Consider the following 16,294-nt stretch of genomic DNA (forward strand, 5'->3'; position numbering starts at 1 on the left):
GATGTTGTTTGGCGCTGAGTGATGAGAAAACCGGTGGACTGAGTCCGCCGGTTTTTTTCTGCTGTTCGTTTTGATCTTCGCACTTTGCTTTTGTGCCGTCATTCCCGCCTGCGCGGGAATGACGGCACAAAAGCAAGGCCAAAACCAAAGTCAAACAAGACCAAGCCAAAGCCAAAGCCAAAGCCAAACCCAAACCCGCCATGGTTCCAACTTGTCTGGTCTTAACTCCGCGTGTCATCCAGCCAGTTTGGTCCCTTGTTCTTCAGGAAGAAGATATAGACCACCAGTGATACCGCGATCACCGCGGTGACATAGATCGCGAACGTGTCCACATGATCGGTCTTCAACGCCGCCTGATACAGCAGCGGTGCGGTGCCGCCAAACAGTGAATTGGCCATCGCATAGCCAAAGCCGACGCCAAGCGCGCGGACATGGGTGGGGAACAGCTCGGCCTTCACCACCGCGTTGATCGAGGTGTAGCCGGTGAGGATGACGAAGCCGATGGCCAGCACCAGGAAAGCCTTGAAGGCGTCGTGCTGCTGCGGCAGGGCGGTGATCATGTACCAGCTGTAGAGCACACCGCCGATGCCGAAGAACACCAGCAGGCTCTTGCGGCCGATGATGTCCGAGATCCAGCCACCGATCGGTTGCAGCACCATCAGGAAGATCAGCACGCCCAGGTTGATCAGCGTGCCGGTCATCACGTCGTCACCGGCGAAGGCGCTCTGGATCATCTTTGGCCCGTTCACCGAATAGGTGTAGAACGCCACCGTGCCGCCGGCGGTGATCAGGAAGCACAGCAGCAACGGCCGCCATTGGTGCACGAACAGCTCGTACATCGAGCCCGATGCCTTGGCGCGGCCCTCCTTGGCGGCCTCGATCGAATCGGCGGTAAGCGATTCGTCCATGCTCCGGCGCAGCCAGAACACCACGATGGCGGCCACGCCACCGATGGCGAAGGCCACGCGCCAACCCCAGGCGGAAATCTCCGGCTTGTCCCAGAAGCTGAGCATCGTGAACAGGGTCAGCTGCGCCAGCACATGGCCGCCGACCAGGGTGACGTAGTGGAAGGACGACAGAAAGCCGCGCCGGCCCGGCAGCGCGGCCTCGGACATATAAGTGGCGCTGGTGCCGTATTCGCCGCCGGTGGCAAAGCCCTGCGCCAGCCGCGCGAACAACAGGATCAGTGCCGCCGCGCCGCCAATCTGCGAGGCGGTGGGGGTGATGGCGATCAGGAACGAGCAGGCCGCCATCACCGACACCGATACCGTCAGTGCCAGCCGCCGGCCATAGCGGTCGGCGAAGCGGCCGAAGTACCAGGCGCCGATCGGCCGCATCAGGAAGGTGGCGGCAAAGATCGCCCACACATAGATCGTGGAGTTCTTGTCCTCGGCCGAGAAGAACTGTGACTCGAAATACACCGCGAACACCGAGTAGACATAGACGTCATACCACTCGACCAGGTTGCCGGCCGAGCCCTTGAGCGTGTTGGAGATCGAGCGGCGCAGGGCGTGGTTGGCGGCGGCCGGGGCGGTGCTGGTCGTGCTCATCGGGGCGGTGTCCTCGCTGGGATCCGCTGCGGAGCCTGCGGCCAGGCGACAGCGGACGGGTGCCTGCACCGTACCGCACGCCGCCTTCAGGCGATGTAATGACTTGGTAGGGGGCGGGCACGACGGATACAGCATGCCGTTTTCCGTACTGATAACGCGCAACGCCGTGCCCTAAAATCCACCTTCCCCTGATGGTGGTATTGCCCCATGTCTTCACCTGAAACCACGTCGGCTGCTCCGCGGAGCGGCCTTGTCGTCCTGGCCTTGTTCCTGGTCTATGTGGTCTGGGGTTCGACCTACCTGGGTATCCACCTGGCGCTGGAGAGTGGCCTGCCACCGCTGACGGTGATCTCCGGCAGCCGGTTCGTGGTCGCCGGTGGCGTGCTGTACGCACTGCTGCGCTGGCGCGGGGTGGCTGCACCCACCCGCGCGCAGTGGCCAACCCTGGCGGTGATGGGGCTGTGCCTGCTGTTCTTCGGTAATGGCATGGTGGTGCTGGCCGAGCGTGATGTGTCTTCCGGGCTGGCCGCGGTGGCGGTGGCCTCGGTGCCGCTGTGGATGGCCTTGTTTTCGGCGTTCCGTGGCGAAAAAGTCACCCGTGGCGAGTGGCTGGGCATCGCCATTGGTTTTGCCGGGGTGCTCTGGCTCAATGCCGGCAGCAGCCTGACCGCCACCCCGCTGGGCCTGGTGCTGTTGCTGATCGCGCCGCTGGGCTGGGCTGCCGGTTCGATCTGGTCGCGTGGCCGCGACCTGCCGTCGCCGTTCATGACCGCCGCCGGGCAGATGCTGTGCGGCGGCGTGATCCTGATCACGGTCGGGTTGCTGCGTGGCGAACGCCTGCACGGCCTGCCGGACCTGCAGGGCCTGCTGTCGGTGAGCTACCTGACCGTGTTCGGCTCGATCATCGCCTTCACCGCCTATGTCTGGCTGCTGCACAACGTGCGCCCGGTACTGGCCAGCAGCTATGCCTACGTCAACCCGGTGATCGCGGTGGCGTTGGGCGTGTGGATCGCGCATGAGCGCTTCAGTGTTTCCGATCTCGGTGCGATGGCGGTGATTCTGGCCGGTGTCGTCGTCATCACCCTTGCCAGGCTGCGCCGCGCATGACTGCCTCCAACGAAACCCGCAATGGCCTGTGGGCCACCACCCTGGCCTTTGTCATCTGGGGCCTGTTTCCGCTGTATTGGCACCTGCTCAAGGACGTGCCTTCGTTCCTGATCATTGCCCACCGCATTGTCTGGAGCGCGGTGCTGCTGATCGGCGGGCTGGCGATCATGCGCGGCTGGGGGTGGCTGCGCGAGGTGTGGGCCACGCCTCGGCGGTTCTGGCTACTGGGCTTGTCCAGCCTGCTGATCGGGCTCAACTGGAGCCTGTATATCTGGGCGGTGAACGCAGGCCACGTGGTGGAGACCAGCCTGGGCTACTTCATCAACCCACTGCTCAGCGTGCTGCTGGGCGTGGCCGTGCTGGGCGAGCGGCTGGGCAAGCTGCAGTGGTTGGCGGTGGCGCTGGCGGCGCTGGGCGTGGCCTGGCTGACCTGGCAAGGCGGGCGGTTGCCGTGGATTGCCATCGGTCTGTCGATCACCTTTGGCCTGTACGGCCTGCTGCGCAAGCTGGTGGCGGTGGAAGCGGTCACCGGCCTGGGTGTGGAAAGCGTGTTCATGGTCGCGCCGGCACTGGTCTATGTGATCTGGGCCGAGAGTGGCCACGGCGGCGGTTTCATCTCGGGCTGGGGGTTGGGCAATGACGTGTTGCTGGTGCTGGCCGGCGTGGTCAGCGCGGTGCCGTTGATCGCCTTCGCCTATGGCGTGCGGCGGGTGCCGCTGTCGGTGGTGGGGCTGCTGCAGTACATCGGACCGACCCTGCAGTTCCTGGCCGGCGTGCTGATCCTGCGCGAGCCCTTCAATGCCAACCAGCTGGTCGGCTTCTGCTTCATCTGGGCCGGGTTGCTGGTGTTTGCGGTGGCCGGGTGGCGAGCGGCTGCACGCGCGAAGCAGCAGAAGCCTGCGGCAGCCTGAAGGCCTCTGTTCTGCCCGCTCGCTTGCGCAGCAGGGGAGCGGGTGGCTTTGGCGCGACGGATGCGGCGGGTATGTCGCCGCTTGCGCCACAGCTGCCGATGGTGATCCGCAGGGGCTTCAGCCTTCTGCCGTTGACCGGGTTGGGGCGGGTAGCTTGCGTCGCGGTTACCGCATCGCCAGTGGTGCGGCGGGGCAGCCGCGACCCTCGGCGGCTTCGGCAAACCAGTCGTTGACTGCTGGGGAAAGCCGGTCCAGCCGCATCGGCAGGGTGAGATGGTCTTCGCTGGGTACTTCCAGGTAGCGTGCCTTCGGCGCCGCCGCGGCCAGTGCACGGCCCTGCGATACGGGAATGTGTTCGTCGTCGCGGCCATGGACCAGCAGCACGCAGCTGGGCACCTGCGCCAGCGCCTGGCCCACATCCACCCGGTCCAGATCCAGCCCAAGCTTGCGGTCAGTGGTGGCAATGGCTTCGTCCAGGCCGCGGCCACCGTACTGCCAGCGCGCAATCGGCAGGGCGACGTAGTCACTCCAGCGTTCCGGTGGCTTGGACAGCATATGCGGCACCATCGTGCGTATCGCCTGGCCGGCGTTGTCGAAGGACTCCATCGCGACCACGCTGCTGACCTGGCTGCCCAGCTCGCGGGCGGCGAAGATCGCGGTGGCGGCGCCATAGGACACGCCCAGCAGGTGCACCGGGCCGCTGACCACGCCCTGGTCGCGCAGGTGGCTGATCGCGGCCACCACGTCCTCGCCTTCGCGGGTGCCATAGCCTGATAGCGCCTGCCCGGAGCGACCGTGGTTGCGCAGGTCCAGGGCAATCGTGCGGTAGCCCTGCTGGGCCAGTTCCAGCGACCACGGCAACAGCGAGCCGCCGTCCATCATCCAGCCGTGCAGCAGCACCACGGTGCCGCGCGGGGCCATGGCGGGTGCGGCCGCGGTGGGCGCACTGGCCTGCAGCGAGAACTCGGGGAAGCGCGGGCCCTTGCCAAGGTAGCGGTAGTCGAGCTGGTAGTCGCCCGGCTCGAAGCCAACCCAGTGCAGGGCCACGCCATCGCTGCCGGCAACCGTGCCCTGGCGATGCGGCAGGTGGGCCAGCAGTGCATCGATGCGCGCGGTGGGGACCAGCGGCGAGGTGCCGCCAGGGGCAGCCAGGCGCTCGCTCAGTGACAGCGAGGGAACAGGAGGGGAAAGGGCAAAGCCGGCCAGCATCACGCAGACGCCGGCCAGCGCCAGCGAACGCAGCATGGCGGTATCCGATTTGGGGAGCCGGCCACATTAGGTGCAATGGCGGCCGTCATCTACCGCGCGGCGATGACAGTTGGATGACCGTTGTGTGGTGTTTGGGTTGCGGGAGCGTCGCTTCCCGCCCCAGGCCCTCGCGCGGGGGAGTGCCGCGCCATGTCCGGCAGAGGCTTGGCGCGCTGGCGCGTTCTCTCCGTAGCCCCTCTCCCGCAGGCGGGAGAGGGGTTTCAAGCGCGAAGCGTTCAGGCAGTGGTGGGCGCCTCGTGGAGGCGGTCCATCAGAACCGCTGCTGGTACTTCATGTAGATGAAACGGCCGATGTCGAAGCCACCGTAATAGGTGAAGCTGCTGTTCGGCTGGCTGTACATGATCGGGCCGGCGTGCTTGAACACGTTGTTGATACCCAGCGACACCGTGCCCTCCCACGGCAGGGCGTAACGCAGCTGCACATCGTGGAAGGTGTTCGAGCCCAGCTTGCGGCTCGGCTGCATGTCGGTGTACGGCGACTGGAAGCCCGGCAGGTTGCACTCGGGGCCACCGTCCAGATCGTAGGAGCACTTTTCCTTCATGCTGGAGTAGTAGCGGGTGGTCCAGCTGATGCCCAGATCACCGTACTGCCAGTCCGCCGTGAGGTTGGAGCGCACGCGGAAGTTGCCTTCCCAGCCGGTGTACTGCTCGACCGGGGTGGTGTCGACGTTGTCGCTCTTGCGCGACAGGTAATCCACATAGGTGGTGTTCCAGCGCAGCGATAGCTGGCCGAATGCCATTTCCGGCAGGCGGTAACGCACACCAATGTCATAGCCGGCGGTTTCCTGGAAACCGGCGTTGTTCAACGAGCGGTTCATGCCGCTGACCTGGCCCTTGTTGCTGCCGGAGGTGTAGCGGCTGAAACGGTCGCAGGCCGACTGGATGCCCTGCACATAGCACTGGTTGAGGATGTCGGTGGCCGATTCGCCGACGATCACGTTGTCGATGCGGATCTTCCACCAGTCCAGGCTCAGGTCCAGGCCAGTGACGAAGTCGGGGCTGTAGACCAGGCCCACGGTCCAGGTCTTGGCGGTTTCCGGCTTCAGGTCCGGGTTGGAGCCGGAGGTGAAGTCGGTGACGGCCTGTACACCGGAGGTGGTGGCCAGTTCGCCGTCACCGGTCTTCTGGCGGAAATCGGCGCCCATGCCGGCAGCGGTGCAGCGTGCGGCGACCTCGGCATTGCGTGCGGCCGCGCCGAAGGAACGGTCACACGGGTCGGTGATGCGGTCGCGGGTGGTGACCGTGCCGCCGTACAGATCGTCCACGGTGGGGGCACGGAAGCCGGTGCCATAGGTGGCGCGTACCAGCAGGGTGTCCACGGGCTTCCACTTCAGGCCGAACTTGCTGTTGGTGGTGCCGCCGAAGTTGTCGTAGTCGGAATAGCGGCCGGCCATGTCCAGTGACAGTTCGCGCACCAAGGGCAGGTCGGACAGCAGCGGTACCTGCAGTTCCAGGTAGACCTCGTCCAGGGTGTAGTCACCGCGGGTGGGGCCGCCGCTGGTGCCGGCGATCTCGCCGTTCTGCACCATCAGGTCCGGGGTGTAGCTGGCTTCCTCGGAGCGGTGCTCCACGCCCATCGCCGCCATCATGTCGCCAGCCGGCAGGCTGAACAGCGAGCCGGAGATGTTGGCACTGAGGACCTTGGTGGTGCTGAGGATCTCGTCGCTGAAGCGGGTGAAGATGTAGTCGCGCACGGCCTTGTCGCTGAGCGAGCCGGTGCTGTTGCTGCCAGCCGGGGCCAGCGGGTTCCACGGCACGCAGCCTTCGATCACGTTGCCGACGCTGCCGCAGCGGGCCACGCCATCGGCATCGATGAAGGACGCGCCCACGGCCAGGTTGACGTGTGGCTGGTACATGCTCTGCCGGCTGCGGCGCTCGCCTTCATTGCGGTTGTACATGTAGTTGACGTTCCAGTCCCACAGGTGCGAACCGGTCTCGAAGCTGCCTTCCAGGCCCAGCCCGGCGCGCTTGGTGGTCAGGCTGTTGTTGGTCGCACGCGGGTATTCCTCGGTGCGGTGCGAGAACAGCACGTCCTTGCCCCAGTGGTTGAACATGCTGTCGGCCGACAGCGCTGCACGCGCACCGCTGGCCGCCTGCGCCGCGGACACCGAGTAGGGGTAACCGGCCAGCTGCTTCACCGACTCGCGCTCGCTGTACAGCACGTCGCCGACCACGCGGACGTTATCGGTGATCTGGAAGCCGGCGTTGGCGAATGCGGACCTGCGCTCCAGCGAGGACAGCAGGGTCATGTTGGTCTTGGTGTTGGCGTAGGTGGCCGGGTCACGCGGCTTGAAGTTGGCCACGTCCGACGGGTCGCCGCCCGGGCCGACGCTCAGCACCTTGCCATCAACCGTCACCGAGCCCCATTGGGTGGTGCCGTTGAGGCCATCTTGCGGATGATAGGGGCCGTTGGGATAGGCGGTGAACTCACGCTCACCACCCAGTACCGGATCTTCCTTGGACTTCTCGACGCCCACGCTGAACCAGCCGCGCTCGAAGGTCTTGCCGTAGTTGGCGCTGTACGAGCGCTTCTGGCCGTCGCCTTCGCTGTACTGGCCGACATAGGCACTGACGTTGCCGCCATCGAAGTTCTTGCGGGTGATGATGTTGACCACGCCGGCGATGGCATCGGAGCCATACAGGGCCGAGGCACCGTCGGTCAGCACTTCCACGCGCTCGACGATGGAAGAGGGAATGGAACCGACGTCGGAATAACCGCCGGCGCTGACGCCCATGCGGCGGCCGTCGATCAGCACCAGGCTGCGCTCGGGGCCCAGGTTGCGCAGGCTGATGAACATGCCGCCGTAGTCACGGCCCGAGGACAGTGCGGAGGCACGGCTCAGCGACGGTGCACCGGCAGCGGTGACATCCTGCAGGATGTCGGCGACGTTGACGTAGCCCTTCTTCTCGATCTCGGCCCGGGTCAAGGCGATCACCGGCTGGGCGGTTTCGACATTGGCCTGGCGGATACGCGAGCCGGTGATCTCGACGCGGTCCAGGGTGGTGGGTTCGCTGCTGTCCTGGGCGTAGGCAGCAGGGCTGCCCGCAACCATGGCCAGGGCGATCGCGGCGTGAAGCGGCGTGGGTTTCAGATACATCTCTTCAGATTTCCTTTCTAAACGCGAAAAGGCGCCCTAGAGGGGCGCCGTGACAGATGCATCACCGTGGGGGAGGGACGCAGCATCCATCAGCACACCGCGCCCGTCGGAGGACGGGGCGGAGTGCCGCTGGGTAGTTGATGCGTCAGTGGGAAAGTTCCGCCATTCGCCGGTGGCAGGGCGTTGGCCGTGTACACCACGGCCAACGCGCCAAGGCTGCGCTGCTCAGGTCTCGCGCAAGGCGGTGGTGATCGGCAGCCGGGCCGCACGCAGGGCCGGGAACAGCCCGCCCACCAGTCCGATCCCCAATGCCCACTTCAGCCCGCTCCACAACAGTGGCGGCGAGACCTTGAACTGGAACACCACCTGGCTGAAGTTGTTGCCCAGGGTGGAGACGGTGAAGTTGTTGAACGCCAGCCAAGCCACGATGCCACCCAGCAGGCCGCCGAGCAGGGCCAGCAACATGGTTTCCAGCATCACCGCGGTCACCACCGGCACGCCGCGGAAACCAATCGCACGCAGGGTCGCGATCTCGCGTGCACGCGTGGCCACGGCCGCGTACATGGTGTTGAGCGCACCAAACACCGCGCCCACCGCCATGATCGCGCCGATCACCGTGCCCAGCACCTTGAGCAGCTTGTTCAGGCCGCCGCCCTGCTTGCGGTAGTACTCGGCGGTGCTTTCCACGTCCAGCTTCAGTCGTGGGTCGCTTTCCACTGCGGCCTTGAAGGTCTCGAAGCCCTGCTTGCCGTCGGTGCGCACGCTGATCGATTGCCAGGCGCTACGGTTGTAGGTGGTGGCCAGGGTCTGCGCGTCGGTCCAAAGTTCCGAATCGTGGGCGTCGCCGGATTCGAAGATGCCGACCACGGTCCAATCCTGGTTGCCCAGGCGCAGGGTCTTGCCGACTTCCAGGCCCTGGAACTGCTTCTGCGCGCCGCGTCCGGCCACGATCTCGCGCAGGCCGGCGCCGAACTTGCGGCCTTCGACCAGGCGCACTTTCTCGTGCACCGCCCAGGCCTGCTCGCCGACACCGCGGAACTGTGCGTTCACATCGGTGCCATCGCTGCGCGAGGTGAGGTTGACCACCTGCGAGGCTTCGGCGGAAACCAACGGCCGTCCATTCTCGCCGCGCATCACGCCGGGCAGGGTTTCCAGCAGCGGCACCTGGTCGCGGGTGATCACCGAGTTGGTCTCCGCCTGCGAACCGCCGCGCAGCACGATCGCGGTGCTGTCATCGCCGGTGTTCTCCAGCGTGGCCTGGAAGCCCTGGCCCATCGCCAGCATCGCCACCAGCACGCCGACCACGCCGGCAATACCGATCACGATCACCGATGAGGCACCCCAGCGTTGCGGCAGGCTGGCCAGTCCGATGCGGGTCGCGGCAAGCGCCAGGCGGCCGCTGCGGGTCAGCAGCAACCACAGCGTGATCGCTACCGCGACCACGGCGACGCCGATCCACGGCAGCGCAATCCAGACACCCAGGCCGACGATGAGCAGCACGATCACCAGCGCATTCGAAAGAAAATTCTTCATGTCGTTCTCCTCAGCGCCCGGCCAGTGCGTCGACGATCTTCAGGCGCTTGGCCCGCAGTGCCGGCAATACGCCCACCACCAGGCCGATCACCACGATCAGCACCAGCCCCACGATCCAGGTCTGCGCCGGCACATGCGGCGGCAGCAGGCCCATGGTCTGTGGCGCCATTACCGGTAATGCCAGTGCCGCCAACCCCAGCCCGATGGCACCGCCCAGGCCGACCAGCACGATGGATTCCACCATCACCAGCATCAGCATGGTGCCATCGGTGAAGCCCAGCGTTTTCAGCGTGGCCAGCTCCGGCACGCGCTCGCGCACGGCCTGGGCCATGGTGTTGCCGGTGAGCAGCAGCAGGGTGAAGAACACCGCGCCCATGATCGAGGTGACGATCATGCCGATGTCGGCAAACTGCTTGATGAAGGCCTGCTGGAAGGCGGACTCGGTCTGGCTCTTGGTCTCGTGATCGGAGTTGGCCGAGATCGCATCGATGGCCTGGGCCACGCGCGAGGCATGGTCAGGGTTGTCCAGGCGCACGGTGTACCAGCTGACCTGGTTCTTGATGTAGTCGTTGGATTCGTCGAAGTACTTCCAGTTCATCATCAACTGGCGTTCTTCGTTGGCGGCGGTGGCGGTGTTCTTGGACTTGAATATGCCGACCAGCTGCAGCGGCCAATCATTGCTGCCACCACGCGGGAAGATGGTGGCCTGCAGCGGGATGGTGTCGCCGATCTTCCAGCCGAACTGCTTGGCCAGCGATTCGCCGACGATGGCGCCAGTGCGCGTGTTGCGGAAGGCATCGACCTGGTCCTTGGGGATCTCGAACTCGGTCATCAGGTCGAAGTAGTTGGGTGCCACCGAGAAGTTGGGGAAGAAATTCTTCTGGTCCTGGTAGATGCCGCCGAACCACATGGCATAGGTGACATCCTGGACGCCTTCGATCTGGCGGATCTGCGGTTCCAGGCGGATCGGCAGCGACTGGGTGATGGACAGGCGCGAGGCCACCACCAGCCGGTTGGCGCCGGCCACGGTATTGCCGCCGCTGGCAAAGGCGACGCGCACCGAATCGAGCATGCCGAACAGCAGGAAGGCGGTGACGATGGACAGCAGGGTGAACAGCGTGCGCGTGCGGCTGCGGAACAGCTGCGCCCATATCAGTGAGAAGTACTTCATGGCGGTGCTCCTCAGTGCGCCGGGGCGTCGACCAGCTCGCCCTTGTCCAGATGCACGGTGTGGGTGGCGTACTCGGCGGCCTTGGGATCGTGGGTGACCATGATGATGGTCTTGCCGTGTTCGCGGTTGAGCAGCTGCAGCAGGCCCAGCACTTCTTCCGCGCTCTGGCGGTCGAGGTCGCCGGTGGGTTCATCGCAGATCAGGAAGGTCGGGTCGGAGACGATGGCGCGGGCAATCGCCACGCGCTGCTGCTGGCCGCCGGACAGTTCATTGGGGCGGTGGTCGCGGCGATCGGCCAGGCCGACCAGGGTCAGCGCGATCTGCGCGCGGCGCTTGCGCTCGCCGGCATTGAGGTTGGTCAGCAGCAGCGGCAGTTCGACATTCTTCTGCGCGGTGAGCATGGGCATCAGGTTGTAGAACTGGAACACGAAGCCAACGTGGTGGCTGCGCCAGGTAGACAGCTGGCCGGCGCTGAGCTGGTCGATGCGTTGGTCTTCGATGTTGATCTCGCCACCGCTGGGCGTGTCCAGGCCGCCGATCAGGTTGAGCAGGGTGGTCTTGCCGGAGCCGGACGGTCCCATCAGCGCGACGAAGTCACCGCTGGCGATATCCAGGTTGATGCCGTGCAGTACCTGCACTTTTTCCGGGCCACGCTGGTAGGTCTTGGTGATGTTGCGCAGGGAGACGAGGGTGCTCATGGATGATCCTCAGCAGTGACGCGGTGGTGTTTGATGTTTGATGTTGAAAGTTTGATTTCGGACGCGAGTTTGCTTCGCTTTGCTTCTGGTTCCCTCCCTTTGCCGAAGGCAAGGGGAGGGCTAGGGAGGGGTGCTTTTTGCTTTTGCTTTTGCTTTTGCTTTTGCTTTTGCTTTGGCTTTGGCTTTGGCTTTGGCTTTGGCTTTTGCTTTGGCTTTGGCTTTGGCAGTGGCTCTGGCTGTCGTTGCTTTCCCCTCTCCCGCCAGCGGGAGAGGGGAAGGGGTGAGGGCAGCTTTTGCTTTGCTTCAGGCTTCGGCTGCGGTTTTGCTTCCTGTGGCTTTTCAAACCAAAGCCAAAGCACTCGCCCCAACCCCAACCCTCGGCTACGCTTCGCGCAAGGGAGGGGGTGGAAGCAACAGCAACAGCAACAGCGCTACTTCAATGCACCAGGGGATTCGCGCCAGCGCAACAAAGATCACAGGCCTGCGCTTACTTCTCCGCGCCTTCCAGCGTCACCTTGTCGCCATCCTTCAATTCTGCTGCAGGGTTGAGCACCACGGTCTGCCCGGCACTCAATCCCGACAGCACCTGCTTGTCCTTGGCCAATGCCTGGCCCACCTGCAGCGCTTGCTGCGTCACCTTGTCATCGGCCTGCACGACAAAAGCAACCGGCTTGCCGTCGCGCTCGACAATCGCAGCGGCCGGTACGCGTACCCCCTTGGGTGCTTCGGTGCCAGCGGCAGCGGCTTTCTCCAGGAAGCTCACCCGCACGCCCATCTCCGGCACGATGCGCGGGTCCTTGGTTTCCAGCGCCACACGGACCTTCACCGTGGCCTTGCCACGGTCGGCGGTGGGAATGATGGCGATCACGTGGCCAGGGATCTTCCAGTCCGGGTAGGCGTTGAGCACGATCTCCACCGGCATCTTCGGCTGCACGCGGCCGATGAAGGCTTCGCCCACTTCCACTTCCACTTCCAGCGACTCCATGTCGACGATGGTGCCGATACCGGTACGGGTAAAACCACCCCCAGCCGACAGCGGCGACACGATTTCGCCCGGCTGCGCAGCCTTGGCGGTGACCACGCCGGCAAACGGGGCACGCACCACGTTGTTGTCCACGCCCAGGTCGGCAATGGCCAGCGCGTCCTGCGCGACCCGTGCGTTGTGGCGGGCCGTGGCCAGCTGTGCGCGCAGGCTGTCACGCGCGGCCACGGCCTGGTCGTACTGCGACCGGGAGATCAGCTGCTGGCCCACCAGCGCCTGCAGGCGGCCGGCCTCGGCCTCGGCCTGGCGCAGCTGTGCCTGCAGGCCCTCGGTCTGGCTGCGGGCAGCCGCCAGCTGGGCGGCGTTGAGGCTGCGCTGGGCGTTGGCGTCGATCGGGTCCAGGGTGGCCATCACCTGGCCTTCTTCCACCCGCATGCCTTCCTCGATCATCACCTCGCGCACCTTGCCGGTGATCTTGGCCGAGACAGTGGCCATGCGCCGTGCCACCACATAGCCACTGGCATCGAGCACCGAGCTGCTTTCGCTGCCCGCCTGGCCCATCGCCACCACCGGTGCGGTCTGCACCGTCAGCGCCGGCTTGCGGCTGAGCAGGGCACCAACCCCCAGCGCCAGCAGCAGTGCCAGCACCAGGCCGATCACGATCCACAGCCAGCGCCGCGACGGTGCAGGGCCGCGCGGCGGGGGGGCGGAGCGGTCGATGCGTAGTTCCTTCAGCAGTTCAGCAGATGCATTCATGGGAGACAGGACGGCGTCGGCAGGGAAATGTGACCGCAACTTACCGCAATCCTTGGAGGCACGGGATGGGCGATGCCCGAATCTTAGGTGCTGCCCGGCTTCGGGACAGGTGACGGCTGTCATGTGCTTTGCCTGATCGCGGCGACTGGGCAGACGCTGGGCCCCTGCCCAAGCTTGCACCGTCCCCAAAGAAGGCGATGGCAATGGCACAACACGGTGAGGTACTGGCAAGCCTGCGGGGCGTGCACAAACACTACGGCGCCGTGTGCGCGCTGGACGGCGTGGACCTGCAACTGCATGCCGGTCAGGTGCTGGCCCTGCTGGGTCCCAATGGCGCGGGGAAAACCACCGCCATCGGCCTGCTACTGGGGCTGCTGCGTGCCGATGCCGGGCAGGTGCAACTGTTCGGCCAGCACCCGCAACAGCTGGCCGCGCGCCGCGGTATCGGCGTGATGCTGCAGGCGGCGGAACTGCCGGACACCCTGAGTGTTGCCGAACTCATCCGTTTGGCCGCCAGCTATTACCCGGCGCCGCGCAGCGTGGCCGAAACCGCGGCGCTGGCCGGTGCCGAGGAACTGTTGCCGCGCCGCTACGGCAAGCTGTCCGGTGGCCAGCAGCGGCGTGTGCAGTTTGCGCTGGCCATCTGTGGGCGGCCCCGCCTGCTGTTCCTGGACGAACCCAGCGTTGGCCTGGATCTGCCCGCCAGGCAGCAGCTCTGGGCCAGCGTGCGCCAACTGGTGGCGGAGGGCGCCGCAGTGGTGCTGACCACCCACTACTTGGAGGAGGCCGAACGCCTGGCCGACCGGGTCTGTGTACTGCTGCGCGGGCGCATCGTCAGTGATGGCAGCGTGGACGCGCTGCGTGCGCGGGTGGTCCAGCGCCGCATCCGCTGCATCAGCAGCCTGGATGCGGCCACGGTGGCGGCATGGCCCGGCGTGCTGCAGGCCCGCCGTGACGATGCCTGGCTGCAGCTGCACAGCGACCAGGTGGAGAACGTGGTGCGGCAATTGCTGGTGGCCGATCCCCATCTGTCCGGGCTGGAAGTGCAGGCGCCGGGCCTTGGTGAAGCCTTCACCGAACTTACCGCCGGTGCTGCCGGCCCGATGCAACGCGAGGCGGCCTGATGAACACCCCGATCCTGCGCGACAACCCGCAGTTGGTGTTGCCGCCGCAGCGCTTGCTGGGCGCCTACCTGCAGGAGATCCGCGCCGAGTGCCTGCGCTACCTGCGCAGCCCCGGTTTTCTGTTGCCCACGTTGCTGTTCCCGGCCACGTTCTACCTGCTGTTCGCGGTGGTGCTGGGCAAGGCGCAGCCGCCGGAAGTCGCCCGTTTCCTGCTGGGCAGCTACGCCACGTTCGGGGTGATGGCGCCAGGCCTGTTCGGCTTCGGCATGTCGCTGGCGCTGGAGCGGGACAACGGCCTGCTCACCCTCAAACGCGCGCTGCCGATGCCGCCGCTGGCCTATCTGCTGGGCAAGATGGTGATGGCGATGATGATGGGGCTGGCGATCGTGCTGGTCCTGCAGGTGTTGGCGGTAACGGTGGCCGGCGTGCCACTGTCCGCGTCGCAGGCACTGCGGCTGAGTGCGGTGGCTACATTCGGTACGTTGCCATTCTGTGCGCTGGGCCTGTTGCTGGGCACGCTGGTCAAGGGCAACGGCGCCCCGGCAGTGATCAACCTGGTTTACCTGCCGATGGCGGTGCTGTCGGGGCTGTGGTTCCCGCTGAAAATGCTGCCGTCGGTGTTGCGGGAGCAGGCGTGGATCTGGCCCAGCTATCACCTGAATGCATTGGCACAGGGCGCACTGGATTTTCCGGTAGGGCGGCTCTGGCCGCATGCGCTGTGGCTGGCGGGCGTTGCTCTGGTGGTCACCGCATTGGCTGCCTGGCGCCTGCGCCGGCATGGCTGATGGCATCATTGCCGCACGACGACAGGACTCCCGCGATGGCATTGCAGCGCCCTGAATGGTTGAAGCCGGCACTGGATTCGGTGGTGGCCGACAACATCAAGCTCGGCAAGTGGCCGTGGATTGATACCGTGCACCTGTTATGGACGGTATGGGTGTTCATCACGCCGATGTTCGGCGGTGGCTACAGCCTGCAGTGGTTGTTGATCACTCTGTGGTCCTTCCCGCTGTTCATCGTGCTGTACCTGCTCACCCTGGTGAGTTCGCGGCGCAGCGCGCCGATCTTCGCGCTGGCGATGATCGTGCTGGCGATGGCCCTGCTGCGCAGCTATCCCTCCGGCATGAACTACTTCGTGTTCGGCTGCGTGATGTTGCGCACCAACCGCTGCATCGGCATGTGGCGTTACCTGCTGGAGGTGATGCTGCTGAATGTCGGCTTCGTATCGTTGGCGTCGTGGATCGGCTACCCGTGGCAGGTGATTGCCTGGATACCGGCGTTGACCGTGGTCATTGGCCTGATCGTCAACGTCGAGCGTTCCAGTAGCGAGAAGGACGCCGCATTGCGGCTGTCCCACGAGGAAGTGCGGCGGCTGGCCGCCACCGCCGAGCGCGAGCGCATCGGCCGCGATCTGCACGATCTGCTCGGGCACACGCTGTCGCTGATCACGCTGAAGATGGAGCTGTCACGCAAGCTGTTCGAGCGCGACCCGCTGCGCTCACAGCGCGAGCTGGCCGAGGCCGAGCAGATTGCCCGCGATGCGCTGGCCCAGGTGCGCAGCGCGGTCACCGGCTTCCGCGCCACCGATCTGGCCGCGGAGCTGGCCTCGGCGCATCTGCTGCTGGAGTCCTCACGGGTCAACCTGCGCTACGCGCCGCCACCGCCGATGCCGGCATGGATCGAGGCCGGTCTTTCGATGGTGCTGCGCGAGGCCGTCACCAATATTGCCCGCCACGCCCAGGCCAACGAGGCGAGGATCAGCCTCGTCAGTGCGCCGGATGCGGTGATGATGGAGGTGGTGGACGATGGCCGTGGCGGCGTATCGGTCAATGGCAATGGACTGGCCGGCATGCGTGAGCGGGTGCTGGCGCTGGGTGGCGAGATGCAGATTGATTCGCCCAAGGGGCAGGGGACTTGCTTGAAGATACGCATTCCGGTGCCGATTGAGTTGGGCAGCACAGCGCCGATGGCACCGGCGCAGGCGTTGCGCGCATGATCCGCATCCTGCTGGCTGAGGACCAGGCAATGGTGCGTGGCGCGCTGTCGGCGCTGCTCAACCTGGAAGCCGATATCGAGGTGGTCGGCACCGCCGCCGA

General features: G+C 65.6%; 12 protein-coding genes and 1 pseudogene. 6 read left to right on the top strand and 7 right to left on the bottom strand.

Annotation, left to right across the window (positions count from 1 at the left end; genetic code table 11):
• Positions 1-221: 221 nt before the first annotated feature.
• Positions 222-1,550, bottom strand: a complete 1,329-nt coding sequence (locus tag B2527_RS17305) for an MFS transporter (protein ID WP_293716587.1) — start codon at positions 1,548-1,550, stop codon at positions 222-224.
• Positions 1,551-1,757: 207 nt separating this feature from the next.
• Between B2527_RS17305 and yedA the strand changes: the two genes are divergently transcribed.
• Entirely contained in the window at positions 1,758-2,657 is a 900-nt protein-coding gene (gene yedA / locus B2527_RS17310; RefSeq protein WP_293716589.1) for a drug/metabolite exporter YedA, read from the top strand.
• The gene (gene rarD / locus B2527_RS17315; RefSeq protein ID WP_293716591.1) at positions 2,654-3,568 is read left to right on the top strand and encodes an EamA family transporter RarD; all 915 of its coding nucleotides are present in this window, start codon (positions 2,654-2,656) and stop codon (positions 3,566-3,568) included. The genes yedA and rarD overlap by 4 nt, the downstream gene beginning before the upstream one ends.
• Positions 3,569-3,733: 165 nt before the next feature.
• On the opposite strand, the gene B2527_RS17320 is transcribed toward rarD, so the two are convergent.
• From B2527_RS17320 to B2527_RS17345, 6 genes are all read right to left on the bottom strand, one after another.
• Positions 3,734-4,813 (bottom strand): alpha/beta fold hydrolase, encoded by a 1,080-nt coding sequence (locus B2527_RS17320; protein ID WP_293716593.1) that lies wholly within the window; start codon positions 4,811-4,813, stop codon positions 3,734-3,736.
• Positions 4,814-5,087: 274 nt separating this feature from the next.
• Positions 5,088-7,934, bottom strand: coding sequence for a TonB-dependent receptor plug domain-containing protein (locus B2527_RS17325; protein WP_293716595.1), 2,847 nt, complete (start codon positions 7,932-7,934; stop codon positions 5,088-5,090).
• A gap of 225 nt (positions 7,935-8,159) precedes the next feature.
• Positions 8,160-9,467 (bottom strand): ABC transporter permease, encoded by a 1,308-nt coding sequence (locus B2527_RS17330; RefSeq protein WP_293716597.1) that lies wholly within the window; start codon positions 9,465-9,467, stop codon positions 8,160-8,162.
• 10 nt (positions 9,468-9,477) lie between these two features.
• The gene (locus tag B2527_RS17335; RefSeq protein WP_293716599.1) at positions 9,478-10,638 is read right to left on the bottom strand and encodes an ABC transporter permease; all 1,161 of its coding nucleotides are present in this window, start codon (positions 10,636-10,638) and stop codon (positions 9,478-9,480) included.
• 11 nt (positions 10,639-10,649) lie between these two features.
• Positions 10,650-11,336: an ABC transporter ATP-binding protein gene (locus B2527_RS17340; protein WP_293716601.1), complete on the bottom strand. Its 687-nt coding sequence runs from the start codon at positions 11,334-11,336 to the stop codon at positions 10,650-10,652.
• A 487-nt stretch (positions 11,337-11,823) separates the two neighbouring features.
• Positions 11,824-13,074 (bottom strand): efflux RND transporter periplasmic adaptor subunit, encoded by a 1,251-nt coding sequence (locus B2527_RS17345; protein WP_293716603.1) that lies wholly within the window; start codon positions 13,072-13,074, stop codon positions 11,824-11,826.
• A gap of 203 nt (positions 13,075-13,277) precedes the next feature.
• Here B2527_RS17345 and B2527_RS17350 point away from each other — a divergent pair, with 203 nt between their 5' ends.
• The 4 genes and pseudogenes from B2527_RS17350 to B2527_RS17365 all read left to right on the top strand — a co-directional run.
• On the top strand, positions 13,278-14,198 hold the full coding sequence (locus B2527_RS17350; RefSeq protein WP_293716605.1) for an ABC transporter ATP-binding protein: 921 nt from the start codon (positions 13,278-13,280) through the stop codon (positions 14,196-14,198).
• A complete protein-coding gene (locus tag B2527_RS17355) occupies positions 14,198-14,983 on the top strand; it encodes an ABC transporter permease (RefSeq protein WP_293716607.1) in 786 nt (261 codons plus the stop codon). The genes B2527_RS17350 and B2527_RS17355 overlap by 1 nt, the downstream gene beginning before the upstream one ends.
• Positions 14,983-16,194 carry a sensor histidine kinase gene (locus tag B2527_RS17360; RefSeq protein WP_293716609.1) on the top strand — a complete coding sequence of 404 codons (1,212 nt, stop codon included), beginning with the start codon at positions 14,983-14,985 and terminating at the stop codon, positions 16,192-16,194. The genes B2527_RS17355 and B2527_RS17360 overlap by 1 nt, the downstream gene beginning before the upstream one ends.
• Positions 16,191-16,294, top strand: a pseudogene (locus tag B2527_RS17365) (DNA-binding response regulator); the annotation flags it as partial. The gene B2527_RS17360 and the pseudogene B2527_RS17365, both read left to right, overlap by 4 nt.

Source organism: Stenotrophomonas sp. UBA7606 (assembly GCF_002477705.1).
Taxonomy (GTDB): domain Bacteria; phylum Pseudomonadota; class Gammaproteobacteria; order Xanthomonadales; family Xanthomonadaceae; genus Stenotrophomonas.

Bases quoted from the DNA above. Each gene is read 5' to 3' on its own strand.
- B2527_RS17305 (WP_293716587.1), bottom strand. From the start codon at position 1,550: ATGAGCACGACCAGCACCGCCCCGGCCGCCGCCAACCACGCCCTGCGC.
- yedA (WP_293716589.1), top strand. From the start codon at position 1,758: ATGTCTTCACCTGAAACCACGTCGGCTGCTCCGCGGAGCGGCCTTGTC.
- rarD (WP_293716591.1), top strand. From the start codon at position 2,654: ATGACTGCCTCCAACGAAACCCGCAATGGCCTGTGGGCCACCACCCTG.
- B2527_RS17320 (WP_293716593.1), bottom strand. From the start codon at position 4,813: ATGCTGCGTTCGCTGGCGCTGGCCGGCGTCTGCGTGATGCTGGCCGGC.
- B2527_RS17325 (WP_293716595.1), bottom strand. From the start codon at position 7,934: ATGTATCTGAAACCCACGCCGCTTCACGCCGCGATCGCCCTGGCCATG.
- B2527_RS17330 (WP_293716597.1), bottom strand. From the start codon at position 9,467: ATGAAGAATTTTCTTTCGAATGCGCTGGTGATCGTGCTGCTCATCGTC.
- B2527_RS17335 (WP_293716599.1), bottom strand. From the start codon at position 10,638: ATGAAGTACTTCTCACTGATATGGGCGCAGCTGTTCCGCAGCCGCACG.
- B2527_RS17340 (WP_293716601.1), bottom strand. From the start codon at position 11,336: ATGAGCACCCTCGTCTCCCTGCGCAACATCACCAAGACCTACCAGCGT.
- B2527_RS17345 (WP_293716603.1), bottom strand. From the start codon at position 13,074: ATGAATGCATCTGCTGAACTGCTGAAGGAACTACGCATCGACCGCTCC.
- B2527_RS17350 (WP_293716605.1), top strand. From the start codon at position 13,278: ATGGCACAACACGGTGAGGTACTGGCAAGCCTGCGGGGCGTGCACAAA.
- B2527_RS17355 (WP_293716607.1), top strand. From the start codon at position 14,198: ATGAACACCCCGATCCTGCGCGACAACCCGCAGTTGGTGTTGCCGCCG.
- B2527_RS17360 (WP_293716609.1), top strand. From the start codon at position 14,983: ATGGCATCATTGCCGCACGACGACAGGACTCCCGCGATGGCATTGCAG.